Consider the following 16735-nt stretch of genomic DNA (forward strand, 5'->3'; position numbering starts at 1 on the left):
GTTCTCGTCCTTGGACGCTCGCGTATGCGTCCGCGGCGCTCGGCCATGGTGACCCTTCCCGTACGGGAATTCACTTGTGGTGACGGTTGGTGCCGGGCAGGATCTCGGCTCGATGCGGGAGTTGACGACATGATCGAGGGACCGTACTTCGTACTGACGGTGCTGGGTGTGCTCGGGACCGGTCTGGTGGCCGGGGTCTTCTGCGCCTTCTCGACCTTCGTGATGAAGGGGCTCGCCGCGCTGCCGCCGGCGCAGGGCGTCGCCGCGATGAAGGCGATCAACGTGACCGCGCTGCGGCCCGCGTTCATGCTCGTGTTCGCCGGGTCGGCGGTGCTGTGCGCGGTGATCGCGGTGGTGACGTTCGTGCTGTGGCCGGACGAGGGGACGGTGGAGCTGCTGCTGGGCAGCGCGCTGTATCTGTTCGGCTCGTTCGGGGTGACGATGGTCGCGAACGTTCCGCGCAACGACACGTTGATGGGGCTGGACGCGGGAACGGCCGAAGCGGCCACGTACTGGCCGGAATACGTGCGCGAGTGGACGGTCTGGAACCACGTCCGCATGGTCGCCTCGGGTGCCGCGGCGGTGTCGTACGTGCTGGCCCTCACGTAGCGGCGCGGGCACGGGGGCAGCTCCGCGGAGCTGCCGGAAAGCGCTGTCCCCCGCCCTGCCTTCCCCCCTGCGCGAGTGGCCGACGGGACGTATCGTGGCCGAAAGGGTGCCGCCCGATGACGCACGGCCCGTCGACGCCCACGCAAGGAAGACGGCCATGGCCGATCCCAAGGGATTCATGACCACCCCTCGCCAGGACTGGCCCCGCCGGCCCGTCGAGGAGCGGGTCAGGGACTGGGACGAGGTGTACGTCCCCGGGGCGTTGCTGCCCATCATCAACCAGCAGGCCGACCGCTGTATGGACTGCGGCATCCCCTTCTGCCACGAGGCGTGTCCGCTGGGCAATCTGATCCCCGAGTGGAACGACCTGGTCAGCCGGGACGACTGGCGGCAGGCCGCCGACCGGCTGCACGCCACGAACAACTTCCCCGAGTTCACGGGCCGGTTGTGCCCGGCGCCCTGCGAGGCCGGGTGTGTGCTCGCCATCAACCAGCCCGCAGTCACCATCAAGAACGTCGAGGTCGCGATCGCCGACCGGGCCTGGGAGCTGGGGTTCGCGCCACCGCGGCCGCCGGACCGGCTGTCCGGGCGCACGGTCGCGGTGATCGGGTCGGGGCCGACCGGGCTCGCGGCGGCACAGCAGCTGACCCGGGCGGGACACACGGTCGCGGTGTACGAGAAGGACGACCGCCTCGGCGGGCTGATGCGCTACGGCATCCCCGAGTTCAAGATGGAGAAGCACCATCTTGAGCGGCGGATCGAGCAGATGCGGGCCGAGGGCACGAAGTTCCGCACGTCGACGGCGGTCGGGCGGGACATCGGGGCGGCTGAGCTGCGGGCCCGTTACGACGCGCTGGTGATCGCGACCGGGGCCACGGCGTGGCGCGAACTGTCCGTGCCAGGGCGGGAGTTGGCGGGGATCCACCAGGCGATGGAGTATCTGCCGCTGGCCAACCGGGTGTGCGAGGGGGACCTGGAGAGCTCCCCGATGTCCGCCGCCGGGAAGCATGTCGTCATCGTCGGTGGCGGTGACACGGGGGCCGACTGTCTGGGGACTGCGGTGCGCGAAGGGGCCGCGTCCGTCAGCCAGTTGGACATCTACGCCCAGCCGGGCGCCGAGCGCGACGAGGATGCCGAGCCCTGGCCGACGTATCCGAAGATCTACCGGCTGTCGGCCGCGCACGAGGAGGCCGGCGACCTCCGGACCGCGCCGGCGGCGGACGCGGACGCGCGGCTGTTCGCGGCGTCCACGCTCCGCTTCACCGGCGACGTGGACGGGCAGGTGCGGTCGCTGCATCTGGTCGAGGTCGACGCGGAACGGCGTCCGGTGTCGGGCACCGGGCGGACGCTCCCCGCCGACCTCGTCCTGCTCGCCCTCGGCTTCTCGGGGCCGGACCGGGAGGACGGGCTCGTGGATCAGCTGGGGCTGGCGATGGAGCCCCGCGGCACGATCACCCGGGACGCCGACTTCGCGACGAGCGTTCCCGGGGTGTTCGCCGCGGGGGATGCCGCCCGGGGGCAGTCGCTCATCGTGTGGGCGATCGCGGAGGGACGGGCGGTGGCGGCGGCGGTCGACCGCCATCTGACGGGGAGTTCGCGACTGCCGGCGCCGATCGGGCCGTACGACCGGCCGATGACGGTGTAGCCGAGCCGGACCGGGACGGCTACGGCGAGCCCGGCACCGCCGGGAAGCACCGCCGGGAAGCCCCGTCGTGGTCGCTCGCCGCCCCCTCCCCTCGTTCAGACCCGCTCGTCCGTCCCCGCCACCTTCTTCGTCGCCAGGGCCACCCTGTTCCAGGTGTTGATGGCGAAGATCAGACCGAGCACCTGCGCCAGTTCCTCCTCCTCGAAGCGGGCCGCAGCCTCGGCGTACACCTCGTCCGGGACGCCTCCGTCGGCCACGAGCGTGACCGCCTCGGTCAGGGCCAGGGCCGCCTGCTCCTTGTCCGTGAAGAAGTGACGGGCCTCGCGCCAGACGGGGACCATGTGGAGGCGGTCCTCGCTCTCGCCGGCCTTGCGGGCGTCGTTGGTGTGCATGTGGAGGCAGTAGGCGCAGTGGTTGAGATGCGAGGCGCGGATCTGGATCAGTTCGACCAGGGCCGGGTCCAGGCCCGCGCGGGCGGCGGCGTCGAAGCCGATGAGGGCGCGGAAGACCTTCGGGGCGGACTTGGCGAAGTCGAGGCGGGGAGCGGCGGCGGTGGTCGTGTTCGTCGTCATGTCCCTTAACCTACGGGGCCGATAGACCCGCTGTAGGGTGCATTTCCATGGCGAAATCGTGGGTCAATTCGGCGGAGCGGATCGGCTCCGACCTGCACCTGGAGCTCTCCGGACCGGGCAGCAGACGGGCCGCTCTCATCGATGCCCTGCGGGAGGCCGTACGCGGTGGCCGGCTCACCCCCGGCACCCGGCTGCCGCCGTACCGCTCGCTCGCCGCCGACCTGGGCGTGGCCCGCAACACGGTGGCCGACGCCTATGCCGAGCTCGTCGCGGAGGGCTGGCTCACCGCCCGCCAGGGCTCGGGGACGCGGGTCGCCGAACGGACCGAGTCACTGCGTCCGAGCCCGAAGCACGCGCGCGTACCCGTGAAAACGCCTCCACGCGCGCGTGGCCCCCGGCACGACCTGCGCCAGGGCACCCCGGACGCGTCGACGTTCCCGCGCACCGCCTGGCTGGCCTCTTATCGGCGGGCCCTTCAGCAGGCGCCCCACGAGGTGTTCGGCCCCGGCGACCCCGCCGGCCGCGTGGAGCTGCGGGAGGCGCTCACGGAGTACCTGGCACGCGCGCGTGGTGTGCGCACCGAGCCGGGCCGGATCGTGATCTGCTCCGGCTTCGCGCACGCGCTGCGGCTGCTGTCCCGGACGCCGGTCCTGCGCGGCACCGTGGCCGTCGAGGCGTACGGTCTGCCCTTCCATCGCGAACTCCTCGCCGACGCGGGCGTCCGGACCGTACCGCTCCCCCTGGACGAGCACGGCGCCGACGTGAGCCTGCTGACGCGGGAGCGCGCCGTGCTGCTCACGCCCGCGCACCAGTTCCCGACCGGCGGACCGCTGCACGCCGAGCGGCGGGCGGCCGTCGTCGACTGGGCACGCGCGCGTGGCGGGGTGGTGCTGGAGGACGACTACGACGGGGAGTTCCGTTACGACCGCAAGCCCGTCGGCGCGGTCCAGGGCCTCGACCCGGAGCGGGTGATCTTCGTCGGCTCGGTCAGCAAGAGCCTGTCGCCCGCGCTGCGGCTGGGGTGGATGGTGCTGCCGGAGCGGTACGTCGACGCCGTGCTCGCGGCCAAGGGCGAGCGGGAGGCCTGGGCGAGCGTCCTCGACCAGCTGAGCCTCGCCGACTTCCTGTCGTCGGGGTCGTACGACCGTCATGTGCGGCGCATGCGGCAGCGGTACCGGAGCCGCCGTGACCGCCTGGTCGCGGCGCTGGCCGAGCACGCGCCGCACATCGAGGTGACCGGGGTCGCGGCCGGACTGCACGCGGTGCTGCGGCTGCCGCCCGGCACCGAGCGGTCCGCGGTGAAGGCGGCCACCTGGGCGGGCATCGCGCTGGACGGCCTCGCGGAGTTCCGGCACCCGGAAGCACCAGAGGCAACGGGGGCAACGGAGCCGTCCCAAGGCGCGATGCCGGCGCACGACGGGCTCGTCGTCGGATACGCGACGCCCTCCGAGCACGCGTACGGCGCGGCACTGGACGCCCTGTGCCGAGTGCTGCCCCCCGCGGCGCGCTGAGGGTCTCCTTCCCCCGGAGGAGGCGCGGCGTACTGCCCGCGGAGGAGCGCGCCCCGGGCGCTCTCCTACGGTGCTCGTAATTCCTCTCCATGCGTCCGAAAAGTGGCTTCCGACCGACATGGAAACCAACAGCGGTGGGATCATTGCAGCAGGAGGTGTGCTGCCGTCGGACCCCCGGTGGGATCGGCAGCGGCTCGCCCCATCCTTCGTTCCGCCGTCAGGCGCAGGGCCACCCCCGCGCGTCCCCCCTGTTGGCGGCCGGTCCTGGAGGGTGAGCGATGACGACGCTCGACGAACGTCACGGAGAAGGTGCACGCGACGGGGACCGGCCCCGGGGCGAGGTGGCCCTCGGTCTGGTCGACGCCCATGCCCCGGCCACCATCCCACTCGACCGTCCCGGAGCCGCGCTGCCCGGCAGCGCCGGCTCCAAGGCCGCGAACCTCGCCCGCGCGGCCGGTGCGGGGCTGCCGGTGCTCCCCGGCTTCGTGATCCCTCACGAAGGACGCGACGACCCGGACGCCCTGCGGCACGCCTGGCAGGAGCTCTCCGACGGCGGCGCGCGCCCGCTCGTCGTACGGTCCTCCTCGCCCCAGGAGGACACGGCGGAGTCGTCCCTGGCGGGCCAGTTCGCCTCCGTCCTGGACGTACGGGGCTGGCAGGACTTCCGTACGGCGGTGCGGACCGTGCTCGATTCCGCGGTACGGCCCGACGGGGCCACGGCGCCGATGGCGGTGCTCGTGCAGCCGATGCTCGCGGCGCGGGTCGGCGGGGTCATGTTCGGTGCCGACCCTGTCGAGGGGCGGACCGACCGGATGCTGGTGAGCGCGGTGCGGGGCGGTCCCGACGCGCTGGTCAGCGGCGAACAGGCGGGCACCAACTACTGGCTGAGCGGGCGGGGACGGCTGCTGCGGACGGAGCCTTCCGAGGCCGGTTCGCTGCTCACCCGCTCCGAGCTGGCGCGCCTGGCACGGCTCGCGCGACGGGCCCGGCGGATCTTCGGCGGGCCTCAGGACATCGAGTTCGGGTTCGACGGGGACGGGCGGCTGTGGCTGTTCCAGAGCCGTCCGATCACGGCCATGGCGGCACGGCCGCCGCACGGGGCACGGCTGCTCGGGCCCGGTCCGGTGGCGGAGACGCTGCCCCAGCAGCTGGCGCCGCTGGAGGAGGACCTGTGGGTGGCGCCGATGGCCCGCGGGCTCGCCGCCGCGCTCGACATCGGCGGGAGCGCGCCGCGGCGGCTGCTGCGGACGGTGCCGGTGGTCACGACGGTCGGCGGGCGGGCCGCGGCGGACCTGCGGCTGCTCGGCGCCGTCGGTCCGCGGCACCGGTGGCTGGCGCTGCTCAACCCGGCGCCGGGGGCCCGCAGGCTGGGCGCCGCCTGGCGGGTGGGCCGCCTCTCCGCGGCGCTGCCGGGTCTGGCCACGGACCTCGTGGCGGACGTCGACCGTCGCCTCGCCGAGATACCGCGGCTGTCCGCGCTCCCCGTGTCCGCCCTGGTCGCGGAGGTCCGCTGGACCCGCAGGACCCTGGTCTCCCTGCACGCCCAGGAGGCCCTCGCGGGAGCGCTCCTCAAGGAGCCCCCGAAGAGCCGCACGGCGGCGGGCACGGCGCTGACAACCCTGGAGAAGGCACGCGCGCGTGGCGTGCCCGACGAGCGGGTGATCGCCGAGGACCCGGTGGTCCTGGCGCTCACCTCACCGAGTCTGCGCGAGCGGGGGCGGCTCCCGGCACCGGCGGACGTGACCGGCGACTCGGAGCAGGCCATGCCGAGATCCCGCGTGCCGGACGCGGCCGAGAACATCCCGTCGGAGCCCCTCGTCCCGTCGGAACCCCCGATCCCGTCGGAGCCTCCGCACCACACCCCCACCACTCCCACCACCTCCCTCCCACCCCGAGAATCCCTCCGCCTCCGCATCCGCTGGGTGCAGGAGCTCCAGGTGCGGCTCGTGCGGGAGGCGGCGCGGCGGCTCGGGCTCGACGCGGAGCAGGTCGGGCTGTTGCGGTGGCGGGAGCTGGCCGCGGCGCTGCACGGCGCGCCGCTGCCCGCCGATCTCGGCGCGCGGATGCCGCAGGGCGAGTCGGCGCCGCTGCCGGACGCGTTCCGGTTGACGGAGGCCGGAGGTGTCGTCGCCGAGCGGAGCGGCGGGAACCGCGACGGTATGCGCGGGGTGTCCGGTGGGCGGGCCGTCGGGACCGTCTGGGACGGGGCGGGGCCGCGGCCCGAGGACGCGGTGCTCGTCGTACGGACCCTCGATCCCGCGCTCGCCCCGCTGCTGCCCGGTCTCACCGGACTGGTCGCCCAGACCGGCAGCCCCTTGTCCCATCTCGCGGTGCTGGCACGGGAGTTCGAGCTCCCCGCCGTCGTGGGGGCGACGGACGCCGTGCACCGCTTCCCTGTCGGCTCCCGCCTCACCGTCGACGGGACCGCCGGGGACGTACGCCCGGGAGACGCGCCATGAGGAGGATCGCGTACGTCTTCGGAGGCCTGGCCGCGGCCGGGGCCGGGACGTACCTCGTCGTCTATCTGTACCGGTGGCAGTGGCAGCGGGCCATGCTGATGGGCGTTCTGCTGCTGGTCGTCGAGGTGCTGCTGCTCGGCATCGTGATGCTGGGGCGGCTGACCCGTATCGAGGAGCGGCTGAGCGCGTCCGACCTGCGGCAGCGGGAGCTGGCGGCACGGCAGGAGGACGCGCTGGCCCGGCTGAGGCAGCCGGCCGTGGAACGGGAGGAGACCCGGTTCCGGTGGCTGGAGGACCCGGCGGACCGGGCGTATGTCTTCGTGCCGGTGCTCATGGTCACCGGTGTGCTGCTGTCCGGGCTCGCCTGGGTGGTGCAGCGCGTCGCCTCGGCCACGGCCCGTCCCGCCGAGCGGCGGCTCGCCGGGCGGCTGGCCCTCCTCACCGCACCCGACCCGGCCTCGCCGGACGACCTGGAGGACCTGCCGTCGCCGGCCGCCCGCCGCTCGCGGGGCGGCACCGCGCGTCTCGTCACCGTCGGGGTCGTCGGCGCCGCGCTGCTCGGCGCGCTGGTCGTGGGCCTCGCCGACCTCACCCAGACCAGGGAGGAGAAGGCGAACGAGAGCAAGGCCACATCGGTGCTCGTCCAGGTCGACCTGCGCGGGCCGGACACGACGGCCGCACGCCGGTCCCTGGCCGCACAGCAGGTCTGGGAGCGCTGCCGGGACTCCACCTCCGTACCGCTGCGCAACGCCAGCCTCGGTGACCTGGGGAACGGTCTCTTCGCAGGCGTCGTCCACCCCGCTCTCACCGAGCACGACCGTATGCGGCTGCGCGGCTGTCTGGAGGACGCGACCCTGGAGCGCGCCCACCTCACGGTGGTGGGCATGGGGGACGCGGACGACGACTGATCGGCCGCGAAGGACACATTTGCCCGTGTACACGGACAAGACGGCCAAGAGGACCTCGGGTTACGCTGCGAAGGCGCCTGCGTCCCCTCATCCCTCTGGTCGCTCATGGCTGTTCTCAGCACCGCCCTCCCCCGCCCTGCCGCCCCCCAGCGCCCGCTCCGGCGCCGCACCGTGCGGATCCTCCTTGCCCTCCTCCTCGGTTACGCCGTCCTGTGGGCGGCCGGCGCCGGAGGCATCCTGGCCGTGTCGTACTGGATGCGCGAGGAGACCCCGGCACCGGCCGGGACCCGCACCGTGCAGGGCGTCCACAACTTCCAGCCGGTCGACACCTCGGGCCACCTGTGGCGCGGCGCCGCACCCTCCCCGGCCGGGTACCGGACGCTGGCGGCCATGGGCTTCACCACGGTCGTCGACCTGCGCGCCGAGGACCTCAGCGCGCATCAGCTCGCCGGGCCGGCCGACGCGGGCCTGGATGTCGTACGACTGCCGATCCGGGACGGTCAGACGCCGAGGCCCGAGCAGGTGCGGCGGCTCCTGGACATCGTCGCCGATTCGTCCGGGCCGGTGTTCGTGCACTGCGGTGCGGGAGTCGGCCGTACGGGCACGATGGCGGCGGCCTATCTCGTGCAGACCGGGGAGGAGTCGTCCGCTGCGGCGGTCCGGCGCAATCTCGCGGTCGGACCGCCGTCGATCGAGCAGATCTACTACGGGCTGAACCTCAGCCGGCACACGGCGGCGCAGCCGCCGCTGCCGGTGGTGGCGGTCAGCCGGCTGGTGGACGCGCCACGGCGCATCGCGTCCTGGTTCTAGTCACCGCACGGCGCTCCGGTCGCCTCCTCACGGCTTGCGGGCCACCGCCCCGTACCCGGGAATCACCCCGTCGTCCTGCCCCGGCACCGGCTCCCCCAGTTCGGGATGCCACAACTGGGGCACCTCGACGCCGGGTTCGACGAGTTCCAGGCCGTCGAAGAAGCGGGCGAACTCCTCGCGGGAGCGCAACGCCAGCGTGACACCGGCGGCCTTGAGTTTCTCGGTGGCCGCCTTCGACTCCTCCGGGGTGAAGTCGGCGGTCGCGTGGCTGGCCACCAGGTAGCTGCCGGTAGGGAGTCGGGTGAGCAGCCGCTCGACCAGTTCGTACGCGCCGTCCTCGTCCGGGACGAAATGCAGCAGGGCTACGAGGGACAGCGCGACGGGGCGGTCGAGGTCCAGGACCTTCCGCGCGCCCTTCACGATGGCGTCCGTGTCACGGAAATCGGCCTGGAGGTACTCCGTCACGCCCTCGTCCGTGCCGCGGAGCAGATCCGCCGCGTGGGCGAGGACGGTCGGGTCGTGGTCGCAGTAGACGACGCGTGCGTCGGGCGCGATCCGCTGCGCGATCTGATGGAGGTTGGGCTCGGTGGGTATGCCACTGCCGATGTCCAGGAACTGGCGGATCCCTTGCTGGGCAAGCCAGTTCGTGGACCTGTGCATGAAGGCCCGGTTGACCCGGGCCATGACCGGAACTCTGGGATCGAGGGCCAGCATCTGCCGGCCCATCGCCTCGTCTACCGGGTAGTTGTGAGTGCCGCCGAGGTACCAGTCGTACATCCGGGCGGGGTGGGGTCTGCCGGTGTCGATCTCAACCATTGCTTAAGCATGCCTATGTCACAGCAACACGTCACGACAGCAGGAAGTCCGCCTCCCCCGCCTTGGCGCCCTCGATGAAGGCCGTCATCTCGTCGCTGGTGTAGATCAGCGCCGGACCGTCCGGATCCGTGGACTGACGGACGGCGATCCGTCCGTCGGCCAGCTTCATCGCCTCCAGGCAGTTGCCGCCGTTGCCGCCGCTCCACGGCTTGTGCCAGCCTTCGCTGCCCAACTCCCGCGCGGGCATGCCGTTGTAGACCGGTATGCGCGGCTTGATGCGATCCATTCACAGCTCCTTGCGGAGATCCCGGAGGATCTCCTTCGTGCGATGTGCCGTAGCGGCCTGCGCCGCCATGCGGTCCATGACCTCGAGATGGGTCGCCACCTCGGGACGCGCGTCGAGATAGACGGCGCCGGTCAGGTACTCGCTGTAAACCATGTCCGGAAGCTCCGGCACGGCGAATCGGAACAGCACGAAGGGCCCGTACGTGCCGGGGTGCGGCCCGTTGGCGAACGGGGCGACCTGGAGGGTCACGTTGGGCAGCTTCGTGGCCTCGAGCAGCTTGTCGATCTGGGCACGCATCACCTCCGGGCCGCCGACGGGGCGGCGCAGCGCGGTCTCGTCCACGACGGCCCAGAACCGGGGCGCGTCGGGACGGGTGAGCAGTTCCTGGCGTTGTACTCGCAGTGCGACGTGCCGTTCGATGTCGTCCGGGCTGGTCTGGCCGATGGCCCCGGACTTCAGGACGCCGCGGGCGTACTCCTCGGTCTGGAGCAGTCCGGGCAGGAAGTGGGGGTCGTAGGACCGGATGAGGCCGGCGGCGCCCTCAAGGCTGACGTACATCGAGAACCAGCCGGGCAGGATGTCGTGGAACCGCTGCCACCAGCCGGGTTTGTTGGCCTCCTCGGCCAGCTCCACGAAGGCGTCGGCCTCCTCCTCGGAGACGCCGTAGGACTTCAGGAGCAGCTGGAGGTAGGGGATCTTGAGGCCGACCTCGGCCATCTCCATCCGGCGGACCGTGGCGGGGGCGACGCGCAGGACGCGGGCGGCCTCCTCGCGCTTGAGACCGGCGCGTTCGCGCAGGTCCAGCAGGCGCCGGCCGAGGACGACCTGGCCGACCGTCGGCGCGGACCGCGGCTCGCTCACCCTCCACCTCCTGGACGTCCCTGAGGTCCGAAGACCCGTAAAAACCCGTGCAAAAGAATCCTGGCAGGCCGACGGCGCCATTCGAAGACCTATTCGAAGACCTGGTCGGATCTCCGGTGATCTCAACTGGCGCCGCTCGACATGCTTGTTGCGAGCAGTGTGCCACGGCCTTCCAGACCGTCACACAGCACTCTGCAATTTTCAGAGTGACACTTGCCAAGTGTTCACGGCGGGGCGATAGTGGCAAGCGTGATTCCGTCCCCGCCCTTAGGAACAGACGCCGCCGCAGGCCCCCACAGCCTCGGCGCTGCTCCGGGAGTAACCCCTGGTGGGGCCGCTGCCGAGCGCCGGTTCCGATTTGAGCTGGCCGCCCATCCGGGTTCTCCCGCCCAGGCCAGACGGCTGACGCGGGCTCGGCTGAACGGCTGGTCGGTCTGCGAGGACATCTGCGATTCGGCGGCCCTGGTGGTCACCGAGCTGGTCACCAACGCGATCGTGCACACGGCGAGCAGCCACATCGTGTGCGAGCTGCACGACGGCGACGAGCTGGTGCGAATAGCCGTGCGCGACGAGGGCTGCGCGCCGAGTGAGGTTCATCCGTCCGTGGCGCAGCGGGGCGAGGAGGAGCACGGGAGGGGATTGCTTCTCGTCGACGCCCTCTGTCACGCCTGGGGAGCGCATGAGCACGGCCCCGGCCTGCTGGTCTGGGCGGAGCTGCCCCGCAAGGCCGACACCCCGCGCCACGACTGCGGCCCCTGTAACGACCTGGGCTGGGGAGCCCGCCCCAAGCCCGGCCCCGCCGGCGGCTCGGGCGGCGATCACGACGAGGCGGACGCACGACACGGTGGGCCGGCGCGGCACGACGGGCCGGCGAGACACGAGGGACCGGCGCGGCACGAGGGACCAGTGCGGCACGACGGGCCGGTGCGGCACGACAGAACGGCAAGACACGACGGAACGGCGCGGCATCACGGGACGGGGGGTCCATGGCTGTGAGGCCCGCGACCGGCGGCAAGGTACTGACCCTGGACACGCTGGTCCGCCTCCGGCGCGGCCTGCACACCCCGACGGCCGCACCCCGCCGCCTCCCTGTCCCCGACGGGATGACCACCCCCCTGGGCTGCGACGCGGTGGCCATGCCCGCCCGCTTCGGCCCGCTGCTCATGCCCCGGCTGCCTCGTGTGGGGTGCGTCTACGCCGATGAGACGCACTGGTGGTGGCTCGTCCCGTCGGACTCCGACTACGCCCTGGAGTGGCCCGCACCCGCCCAGTACGCCACCGGCGCGATCGTTCCGGACGCGCCGGTGGCCCCCGACCTGATCCACCGCCCCGAGGGCAAGCTTCCGTACACCCCGCCGATCCCGCTGTATCTGGCGCTGTGCCGGGTCACGGGGACCACGCCGACCTGGTCGCGGCCGATCAGCGCGTAGGTCTCCGACGGTTGGCCGAAGGGGCCGAGGGCCGCGCCCTGGGGCGCGGGCCCCGGGAGTCGCCGAGGCAGTCGGGGCCGCGGATCGCCGTATGGCTCCGTCGCGACGGCGCAAGGCAGGGCGGCGCAAGCGCGCATCGGGGCGCGGGCCGCTGCGGCAGACACCCGAGGCCCGAGCCCACCTGCGCAACCACCCTGGGGCCGAGCCCCCCACGGCGTACGCCCGCGCGTCCCCGCACCCGCGTCTGCGCCCTCCCACCGGCACCCCCCTCCCGCGATAGTGGCCCTCCGTCCACGAGCGGGGGAGGTCGACGGTGAGGAAGAAACGGGATGTCAGGGAGCCTGAGCTGTCCGAGTCGGAGCGGCTGCTCTTCGGCGGGCCCCTGCGGTACGACACGGGCTGGAACAGCCACTCCGACGCCCGGTTGCAGCTGAGCTTCCGGGCCATGGTGCGCCAGCTGCCGGCGCTGCTCGCGCTCAGTTTCCGGCTGGCCTGGCAGGCGGACCGCAAGGCCGCGCGGGTCGTGCTCGGTGCCGAGGCGGGCCGGGGTCTGGCGCAGGCGGTGAGTCTGCTGGCCGTGAACAGCGTGCTGGGGCGGCTGATGGGCGGCGGATCGATCGAGGAGCGCTTGCGCGGTGCCGTTCCCGCGCTCGTCGCCATGGCCTGCGTCATGCTGGTCTCCGCGCTGCTGCGGGCCGCGTCCACGTACGCCACCGGCCGCCTCGAACCCAAGGTCGAGCGCGTCGCCACCGAGCGGTATCTGGAGCGGGCGGCGGCCGTGGAGCTGGCCGCCATCGAGGACCACGCCTTCCACAAGCTGCTGGACACCGCCCAGTACGGCGCCACCTCCGCCCGCCGCATGATCGCCTACGCCACCCGGGTCATGAACGCGGCGATCTCCCTCATCGCCGCCGCCGGTGTCCTGACCGTGCTGCACCCCGCCCTGCTCCCGCTGCTGGTGACGATGACCCTGCCCAGCGCCTGGAGCGCCCTGACCGTCGCGCGCCGGCGTTACGAGTCCTTCCACACCTGGGTGCAGCACGCCCGCGCCGGCCATCTCCTCAGCGGGCTGCTCACCGAACCCGAGTCCGCGCCGGAGATCCGGCTGCACGGCGTCGGCCCCTTCCTGCTCCACCACTACCGTGCGATGTCGGAGGTCGCGGAGGCGGAACAGGCCCGGCTGGCCCGGCTCGCGGCCCGTACGGGACTCATCGCGGCCTCCTGGACCGGGATCGCGACGGTGGCGACGTACGCGACACTCGGCGGTCTGCTGCTCGCCGGGGCCATGGCGCTCTCCGTCGCGGGCACGGCCGTGATCGCGATCCGCTCCGGCTCCTCCAGCCTCGACAGCCTCGTCCTGGAGGTGAACCAGCTCCACCAGGAAGCCCTGTTCGTGGGCGATCTGCAGCGGCTGTACGTCGAGGCGGAGAAGCGGGCGATCCCGGTCGGCGGGCAGGAGCTGCCCGAGGATCCCCGGGAGATCCGATTCGAGAACGTCACGTTCAGCTATCCGGGTGAGTCCACCCGGCCCGCCCTCGACGACATCACCCTGGCGCTCCCCCTCGGCCGGATCGTCGCGCTCGTCGGTGAGAACGGCTCAGGCAAGACGACCCTGGTGAAGCTGCTCTCCGGTCTCTACACACCCGACCGGGGCCGGATCCTGTGGGACGGCGTGGACGCGGCCGGCGCGGACCGGCGCCTGCTCGCCGAGCGGATCGCGATGGTGGCGCAGGACTTCAAGCGGTGGCCGTTCACCGCCAAGGTCAATGTGGCGGTGGGCCGCTCGGGCGCGCCCCTGACCGAGGAACGGCTGGCCGACGCGGTCGCCGAGGCCGGGGCCCAGGAGGTGGTGGCCGATCTGCCGCGCGGTCTGGACACTCTGCTGGCCCGCCACTTCAGCGGCGGGCACGAGCTGTCGGGCGGGCAGTGGCAACGGCTCGGCATCGCCCGGGCCGCATACCGCCGCGGCCGCATCCTGATCGTGGACGAGCCGACGGCGGCCCTGGACGCCCGGGCCGAGCTGGAGGTCTTCGAGAAGATCCGCGCCCTGGCGGGCACGGGACAGACGGTGGTCCTGATCACCCACCGGCTGGCGTCCGTGCGCCACGCGGATCTGGTGCACGTCCTGGAGCAGGGCCGGCTCGTGGAGTCGGGCACTCCGGAGGAGTTGCTGGCCACCGGCGGCGTCTACGCGGAGCTGTACTCGCTCCAGGCGGATCAGTTCACCGCGCCGAAGGCGAGCTGACGCTCACGCCACGGCGGTGGCCTCGCCGCTGCGCACGATCACCAGGAACGTGTCCGTCGCGAGGTCCATCACGACCTCCGCGGGCAGTCCTTCAAGTCGTCGCGCGTGCGCGAACTCCTCCGCCGGCCACGAGCCTCGCGGCCCACCTGCGGGAAAGCGCTCGAGCACGGTCCGCCCGTTCACCATCCTGCACCTCCGATACAGCGTCGTTCTTTTAGGAGTTAACGCTCTGGAGGGCCTGAACGGCTCGCTGAGTTGCGGGACTGAGACGTAGTTGACACGCGTTCAGCGCGCAGCGTGAGAATTCGGTTACCGAACGGTCACTTCCCTTACTGTTCGTGTCATTCCTGGTACTCATCGTGATAGCGAACGCGCTCACTCCCCGCAGGCGCCCCCAGCGCCGACGCGCGCCCCTTCGGTTCCTCCCACTCCTCCTGCCGGCCCAGCGCGGTGAGGTCCAGGAGGCTGGTCGTGGAGCCGAGTCCGTCCAGACCTCGTTCGTACGTCGAGTAGGTGTGGAAGACCCGGTCGCGGTCCCGCAGGAAGCAGCTGATCCCCGGCCGCTCGAAGGGCTCCCCCTCGTGCTCCAGGGTCACCTCGAAGTCATGGTTGAAGTCGCTGCCGTACGACGAGTACCAGGGCACGGTCCATCCCATCCGCGCCTTGAACGGCAGGATCCTGGTGTACGGCGCCCTGGACACGGCAGCGAAGGCCGTCCCGCGCGCCTTCAGATGCGCGAGATGTCCGATCTGGTCCAGGAACGCCGAACAGCTGCGGCAGCCCGCGTCCCATTCGGGCGCGAACATGAAGTGGTAGACGACGAGTTGGTCCCGGCCCTCGAACAGGTCGAGCAAGGTGGCCTTCCCGTCGCCGCCCTCGAAGACGTACTCCGTGTCGACCGCCACCATCGGCAGTCCGCGCCGCTCGGCGTTGAGCGCGTCACGCGCGCGTGTGGCCGCCTTCTCCTTGACCAGCAATTCTTCGCGTGCCGCGCGCCACTGCGCACGCGAGACGACCTCCGGAAGCGACATGGCTCCTCCTGCTGCGACGGTCCGTTCAGGGTGGTGACCGCGGGCGCGGGCGGAACTCATCGCTGCAACGGAGAATTCTTATGTGTCGTAGTCCTGGATGCGCTTGCCGTGGCTGCGGTCGAGGAGGGCCGGCAGCCGCTCCCCCAACTCCCGGACGACTTCGGCCACGTCGATGGTCAGCAGCGCGCGGTCGCGCATCAGGATCCGGCCGTCGACGATCGTCGTGCGGACGTCGGAGGAGCGGGCGCTGTGCACGAGGGTGGCGGCGAGGTCGTGGACGGGCTGGGTGTGCGGGCCGGTGAGGTCGACGAGGACGATGTCGGCGCGCCGGCCGGGGGCGAGGGTGCCGAGGGTGTCGCCGAGTCCGACCGCGCGGGCGCTCTGGAGCGTGGCGTGGTGCAGGGCCTGGCGGGAGGTCAGCCACCGCGGGTCGCCGGTCGTGGACTTCTGGACGAGGGCGGTGAGCGCCATCGACTCCCATACGTCGAGGGAGTTGTTGGAGGCGGCGCCGTCCGTGGCGAGTCCGACGGGGATGCCGAGGTCGTGCAGGGCGCGTACGGGTGTGGTGGTGGGCCAGGCGAACTTGAGGTAGCCGCGGGGTGCGGTGGCGACCGACACGCGGCCTGAGGCAGCGGCGAACACGGGCAGGTCGCGGTCGAGGATGCCGGTGCCGTGGGCGATCAGGACGTCTGCGTCGAGGATGCCGGTGCGCGCCAGGACCTCGATGGGGGTGACGCCGTGGCGTTCGAGGCTGGTCTCCGCCTGGTCGCGGTTCTCGGAGGCGTGCAGATGGACGGGCAGACCGTGCTCGCGGGCGAGTGCGGCGGTGGCGGCGAGGTCGGTGTCGTCGACGGTGTAGGGGGCGTGCGGGGCGAGGGCGGTGGTGATGCGGCCACCGGCGGCGCCTCGGTGTCGTAGCGCGAACTCCAGTGACTTCTCCCGCCCTTGGGGACCCTGGGAGGAGAAGTAGGCCTCGCCGAGATGGGCGCGCATCCCGCACTCCTCGACGACGGAGGCGACGGCGTCCATCGAGAAGTAGTGGTCGGCGAAGCAGGTGACCCCGGCGCGGATCATCTCGGCGCAGGCGAGCCGCGCGCCCAACTCCACGTCCTTCGCGGTGAGGTTGGACTCGATCGGCCAGACGACGTCGTTGAACCACTCCTCCGTGGGCAGGTCCTCGGCGACACCGCGCAGGGCGACCATCGGGGCGTGGGTGTGGCAGTTGACGAGTCCGGGGAGGGCGATCTGCCCCCGGGCGTCGATGTGTTCGGCGGCCGGCGGGCTTTCGGGGCCCGGGGCGGGCGGCGTTTCGCGGGAGGTCGTGACGGACTCGATGACTCCGTCTCGTACGACGATCGTGGCGTTCTCCTCGAACCCGATGCGCTCCTGATCGTCGTGCACGAGGACGGTGCATCCGGTGATGACGAGGTCGGCGGGAGAGTCGGTCATCACGCCAACGTACGACGGCGTCCTCGCCCCGCGTGAGCCGAACCGCGCATCCTGTCCCGACTCTGTCGTGAGGTCGGCCGGACGAGCACCCTGGCCTCACCAC

At 72.2% G+C, this 16735-nt stretch carries 16 protein-coding genes; 9 read left to right on the forward strand and 7 right to left on the reverse strand.

What is annotated here, in order from left to right; genetic code table 11:
* Positions 1-129 precede the first annotated feature (129 nt).
* Both ACFY0U_RS16690 and ACFY0U_RS16695 read left to right on the forward strand, forming a co-directional pair.
* On the forward strand, positions 130-609 hold the full coding sequence (locus tag ACFY0U_RS16690) for a DUF1772 domain-containing protein (RefSeq protein ID WP_388635827.1): 480 nt from the start codon (positions 130-132) through the stop codon (positions 607-609).
* Positions 610-766: 157 nt separating this feature from the next.
* Positions 767-2254, forward strand: coding sequence for a glutamate synthase subunit beta (locus ACFY0U_RS16695; protein ID WP_388635829.1), 1488 nt, complete (start codon positions 767-769; stop codon positions 2252-2254).
* A gap of 95 nt (positions 2255-2349) precedes the next feature.
* Here ACFY0U_RS16695 and ACFY0U_RS16700 read toward each other — a convergent pair whose 3' ends face one another.
* Entirely contained in the window at positions 2350-2826 is a 477-nt protein-coding gene (locus tag ACFY0U_RS16700) for a carboxymuconolactone decarboxylase family protein (protein WP_388635831.1), read from the reverse strand.
* A gap of 47 nt (positions 2827-2873) precedes the next feature.
* Here ACFY0U_RS16700 and ACFY0U_RS16705 point away from each other — a divergent pair, with 47 nt between their 5' ends.
* The 4 genes from ACFY0U_RS16705 (at position 2874) to ACFY0U_RS16720 (ending at position 8514) form a co-directional block, all read left to right on the forward strand.
* Positions 2874-4337, forward strand: coding sequence for a PLP-dependent aminotransferase family protein (locus tag ACFY0U_RS16705; protein WP_388635833.1), 1464 nt, complete (start codon positions 2874-2876; stop codon positions 4335-4337).
* 278 nt (positions 4338-4615) lie between these two features.
* Complete coding sequence (locus ACFY0U_RS16710) at positions 4616-6796, forward strand: PEP/pyruvate-binding domain-containing protein (protein ID WP_388635835.1); 2181 nt, start codon at positions 4616-4618, stop codon at positions 6794-6796.
* A complete protein-coding gene (locus tag ACFY0U_RS16715) occupies positions 6793-7704 on the forward strand; it encodes a hypothetical protein (protein ID WP_388635837.1) in 912 nt (303 codons plus the stop codon). The genes ACFY0U_RS16710 and ACFY0U_RS16715 overlap by 4 nt, the downstream gene beginning before the upstream one ends.
* 105 nt (positions 7705-7809) lie before the next feature.
* Complete coding sequence (locus ACFY0U_RS16720; RefSeq protein WP_388635839.1) at positions 7810-8514, forward strand: tyrosine-protein phosphatase; 705 nt, start codon at positions 7810-7812, stop codon at positions 8512-8514.
* A gap of 27 nt (positions 8515-8541) precedes the next feature.
* On the opposite strand, the gene ACFY0U_RS16725 is transcribed toward ACFY0U_RS16720, so the two are convergent.
* The 3 genes from ACFY0U_RS16725 to ACFY0U_RS16735 are packed head-to-tail and all read right to left on the reverse strand — an operon-like array spanning position 8542 to position 10477.
* Positions 8542-9330 (reverse strand): SAM-dependent methyltransferase, encoded by a 789-nt coding sequence (locus ACFY0U_RS16725; RefSeq protein ID WP_388635841.1) that lies wholly within the window; start codon positions 9328-9330, stop codon positions 8542-8544.
* Positions 9331-9361: 31 nt separating this feature from the next.
* Complete coding sequence (locus tag ACFY0U_RS16730; protein ID WP_266828603.1) at positions 9362-9616, reverse strand: DUF397 domain-containing protein; 255 nt, start codon at positions 9614-9616, stop codon at positions 9362-9364.
* Positions 9617-10477: a helix-turn-helix transcriptional regulator gene (locus ACFY0U_RS16735; RefSeq protein ID WP_266828601.1), complete on the reverse strand. Its 861-nt coding sequence runs from the start codon at positions 10475-10477 to the stop codon at positions 9617-9619. It lies immediately after the preceding gene.
* A 240-nt stretch (positions 10478-10717) separates the two neighbouring features.
* Between ACFY0U_RS16735 and ACFY0U_RS16740 the strand changes: the two genes are divergently transcribed.
* The 3 genes from ACFY0U_RS16740 (at position 10718) to ACFY0U_RS16750 (ending at position 14152) form a co-directional block, all read left to right on the forward strand.
* Positions 10718-11473 (forward strand): ATP-binding protein, encoded by a 756-nt coding sequence (locus ACFY0U_RS16740; RefSeq protein WP_388635844.1) that lies wholly within the window; start codon positions 10718-10720, stop codon positions 11471-11473.
* Entirely contained in the window at positions 11464-11907 is a 444-nt protein-coding gene (locus ACFY0U_RS16745) for a hypothetical protein (RefSeq protein WP_388635846.1), read from the forward strand. Before ACFY0U_RS16740 ends, ACFY0U_RS16745 begins: the two co-directional genes overlap by 10 nt.
* Positions 11908-12220: 313 nt before the next feature.
* Entirely contained in the window at positions 12221-14152 is a 1932-nt protein-coding gene (locus ACFY0U_RS16750; RefSeq protein ID WP_388635848.1) for an ABC transporter ATP-binding protein, read from the forward strand.
* Positions 14153-14155: 3 nt separating this feature from the next.
* Here ACFY0U_RS16750 and ACFY0U_RS16755 read toward each other — a convergent pair whose 3' ends face one another.
* The 3 genes from ACFY0U_RS16755 to ACFY0U_RS16765 form a co-directional block, all read right to left on the reverse strand.
* A complete protein-coding gene (locus tag ACFY0U_RS16755) occupies positions 14156-14338 on the reverse strand; it encodes a hypothetical protein (protein ID WP_388635850.1) in 183 nt (60 codons plus the stop codon).
* A 155-nt stretch (positions 14339-14493) separates the two neighbouring features.
* Positions 14494-15183 (reverse strand): DUF899 domain-containing protein, encoded by a 690-nt coding sequence (locus tag ACFY0U_RS16760; protein WP_388635852.1) that lies wholly within the window; start codon positions 15181-15183, stop codon positions 14494-14496.
* Positions 15184-15261: 78 nt separating this feature from the next.
* Positions 15262-16632: an amidohydrolase gene (locus ACFY0U_RS16765; protein ID WP_388635854.1), complete on the reverse strand. Its 1371-nt coding sequence runs from the start codon at positions 16630-16632 to the stop codon at positions 15262-15264.
* Positions 16633-16735: the final 103 nt, after the last annotated feature.

This window comes from Streptomyces sp. NPDC001536 (genome assembly GCF_042894505.1).
Taxonomy (GTDB): domain Bacteria; phylum Actinomycetota; class Actinomycetes; order Streptomycetales; family Streptomycetaceae; genus Streptomyces.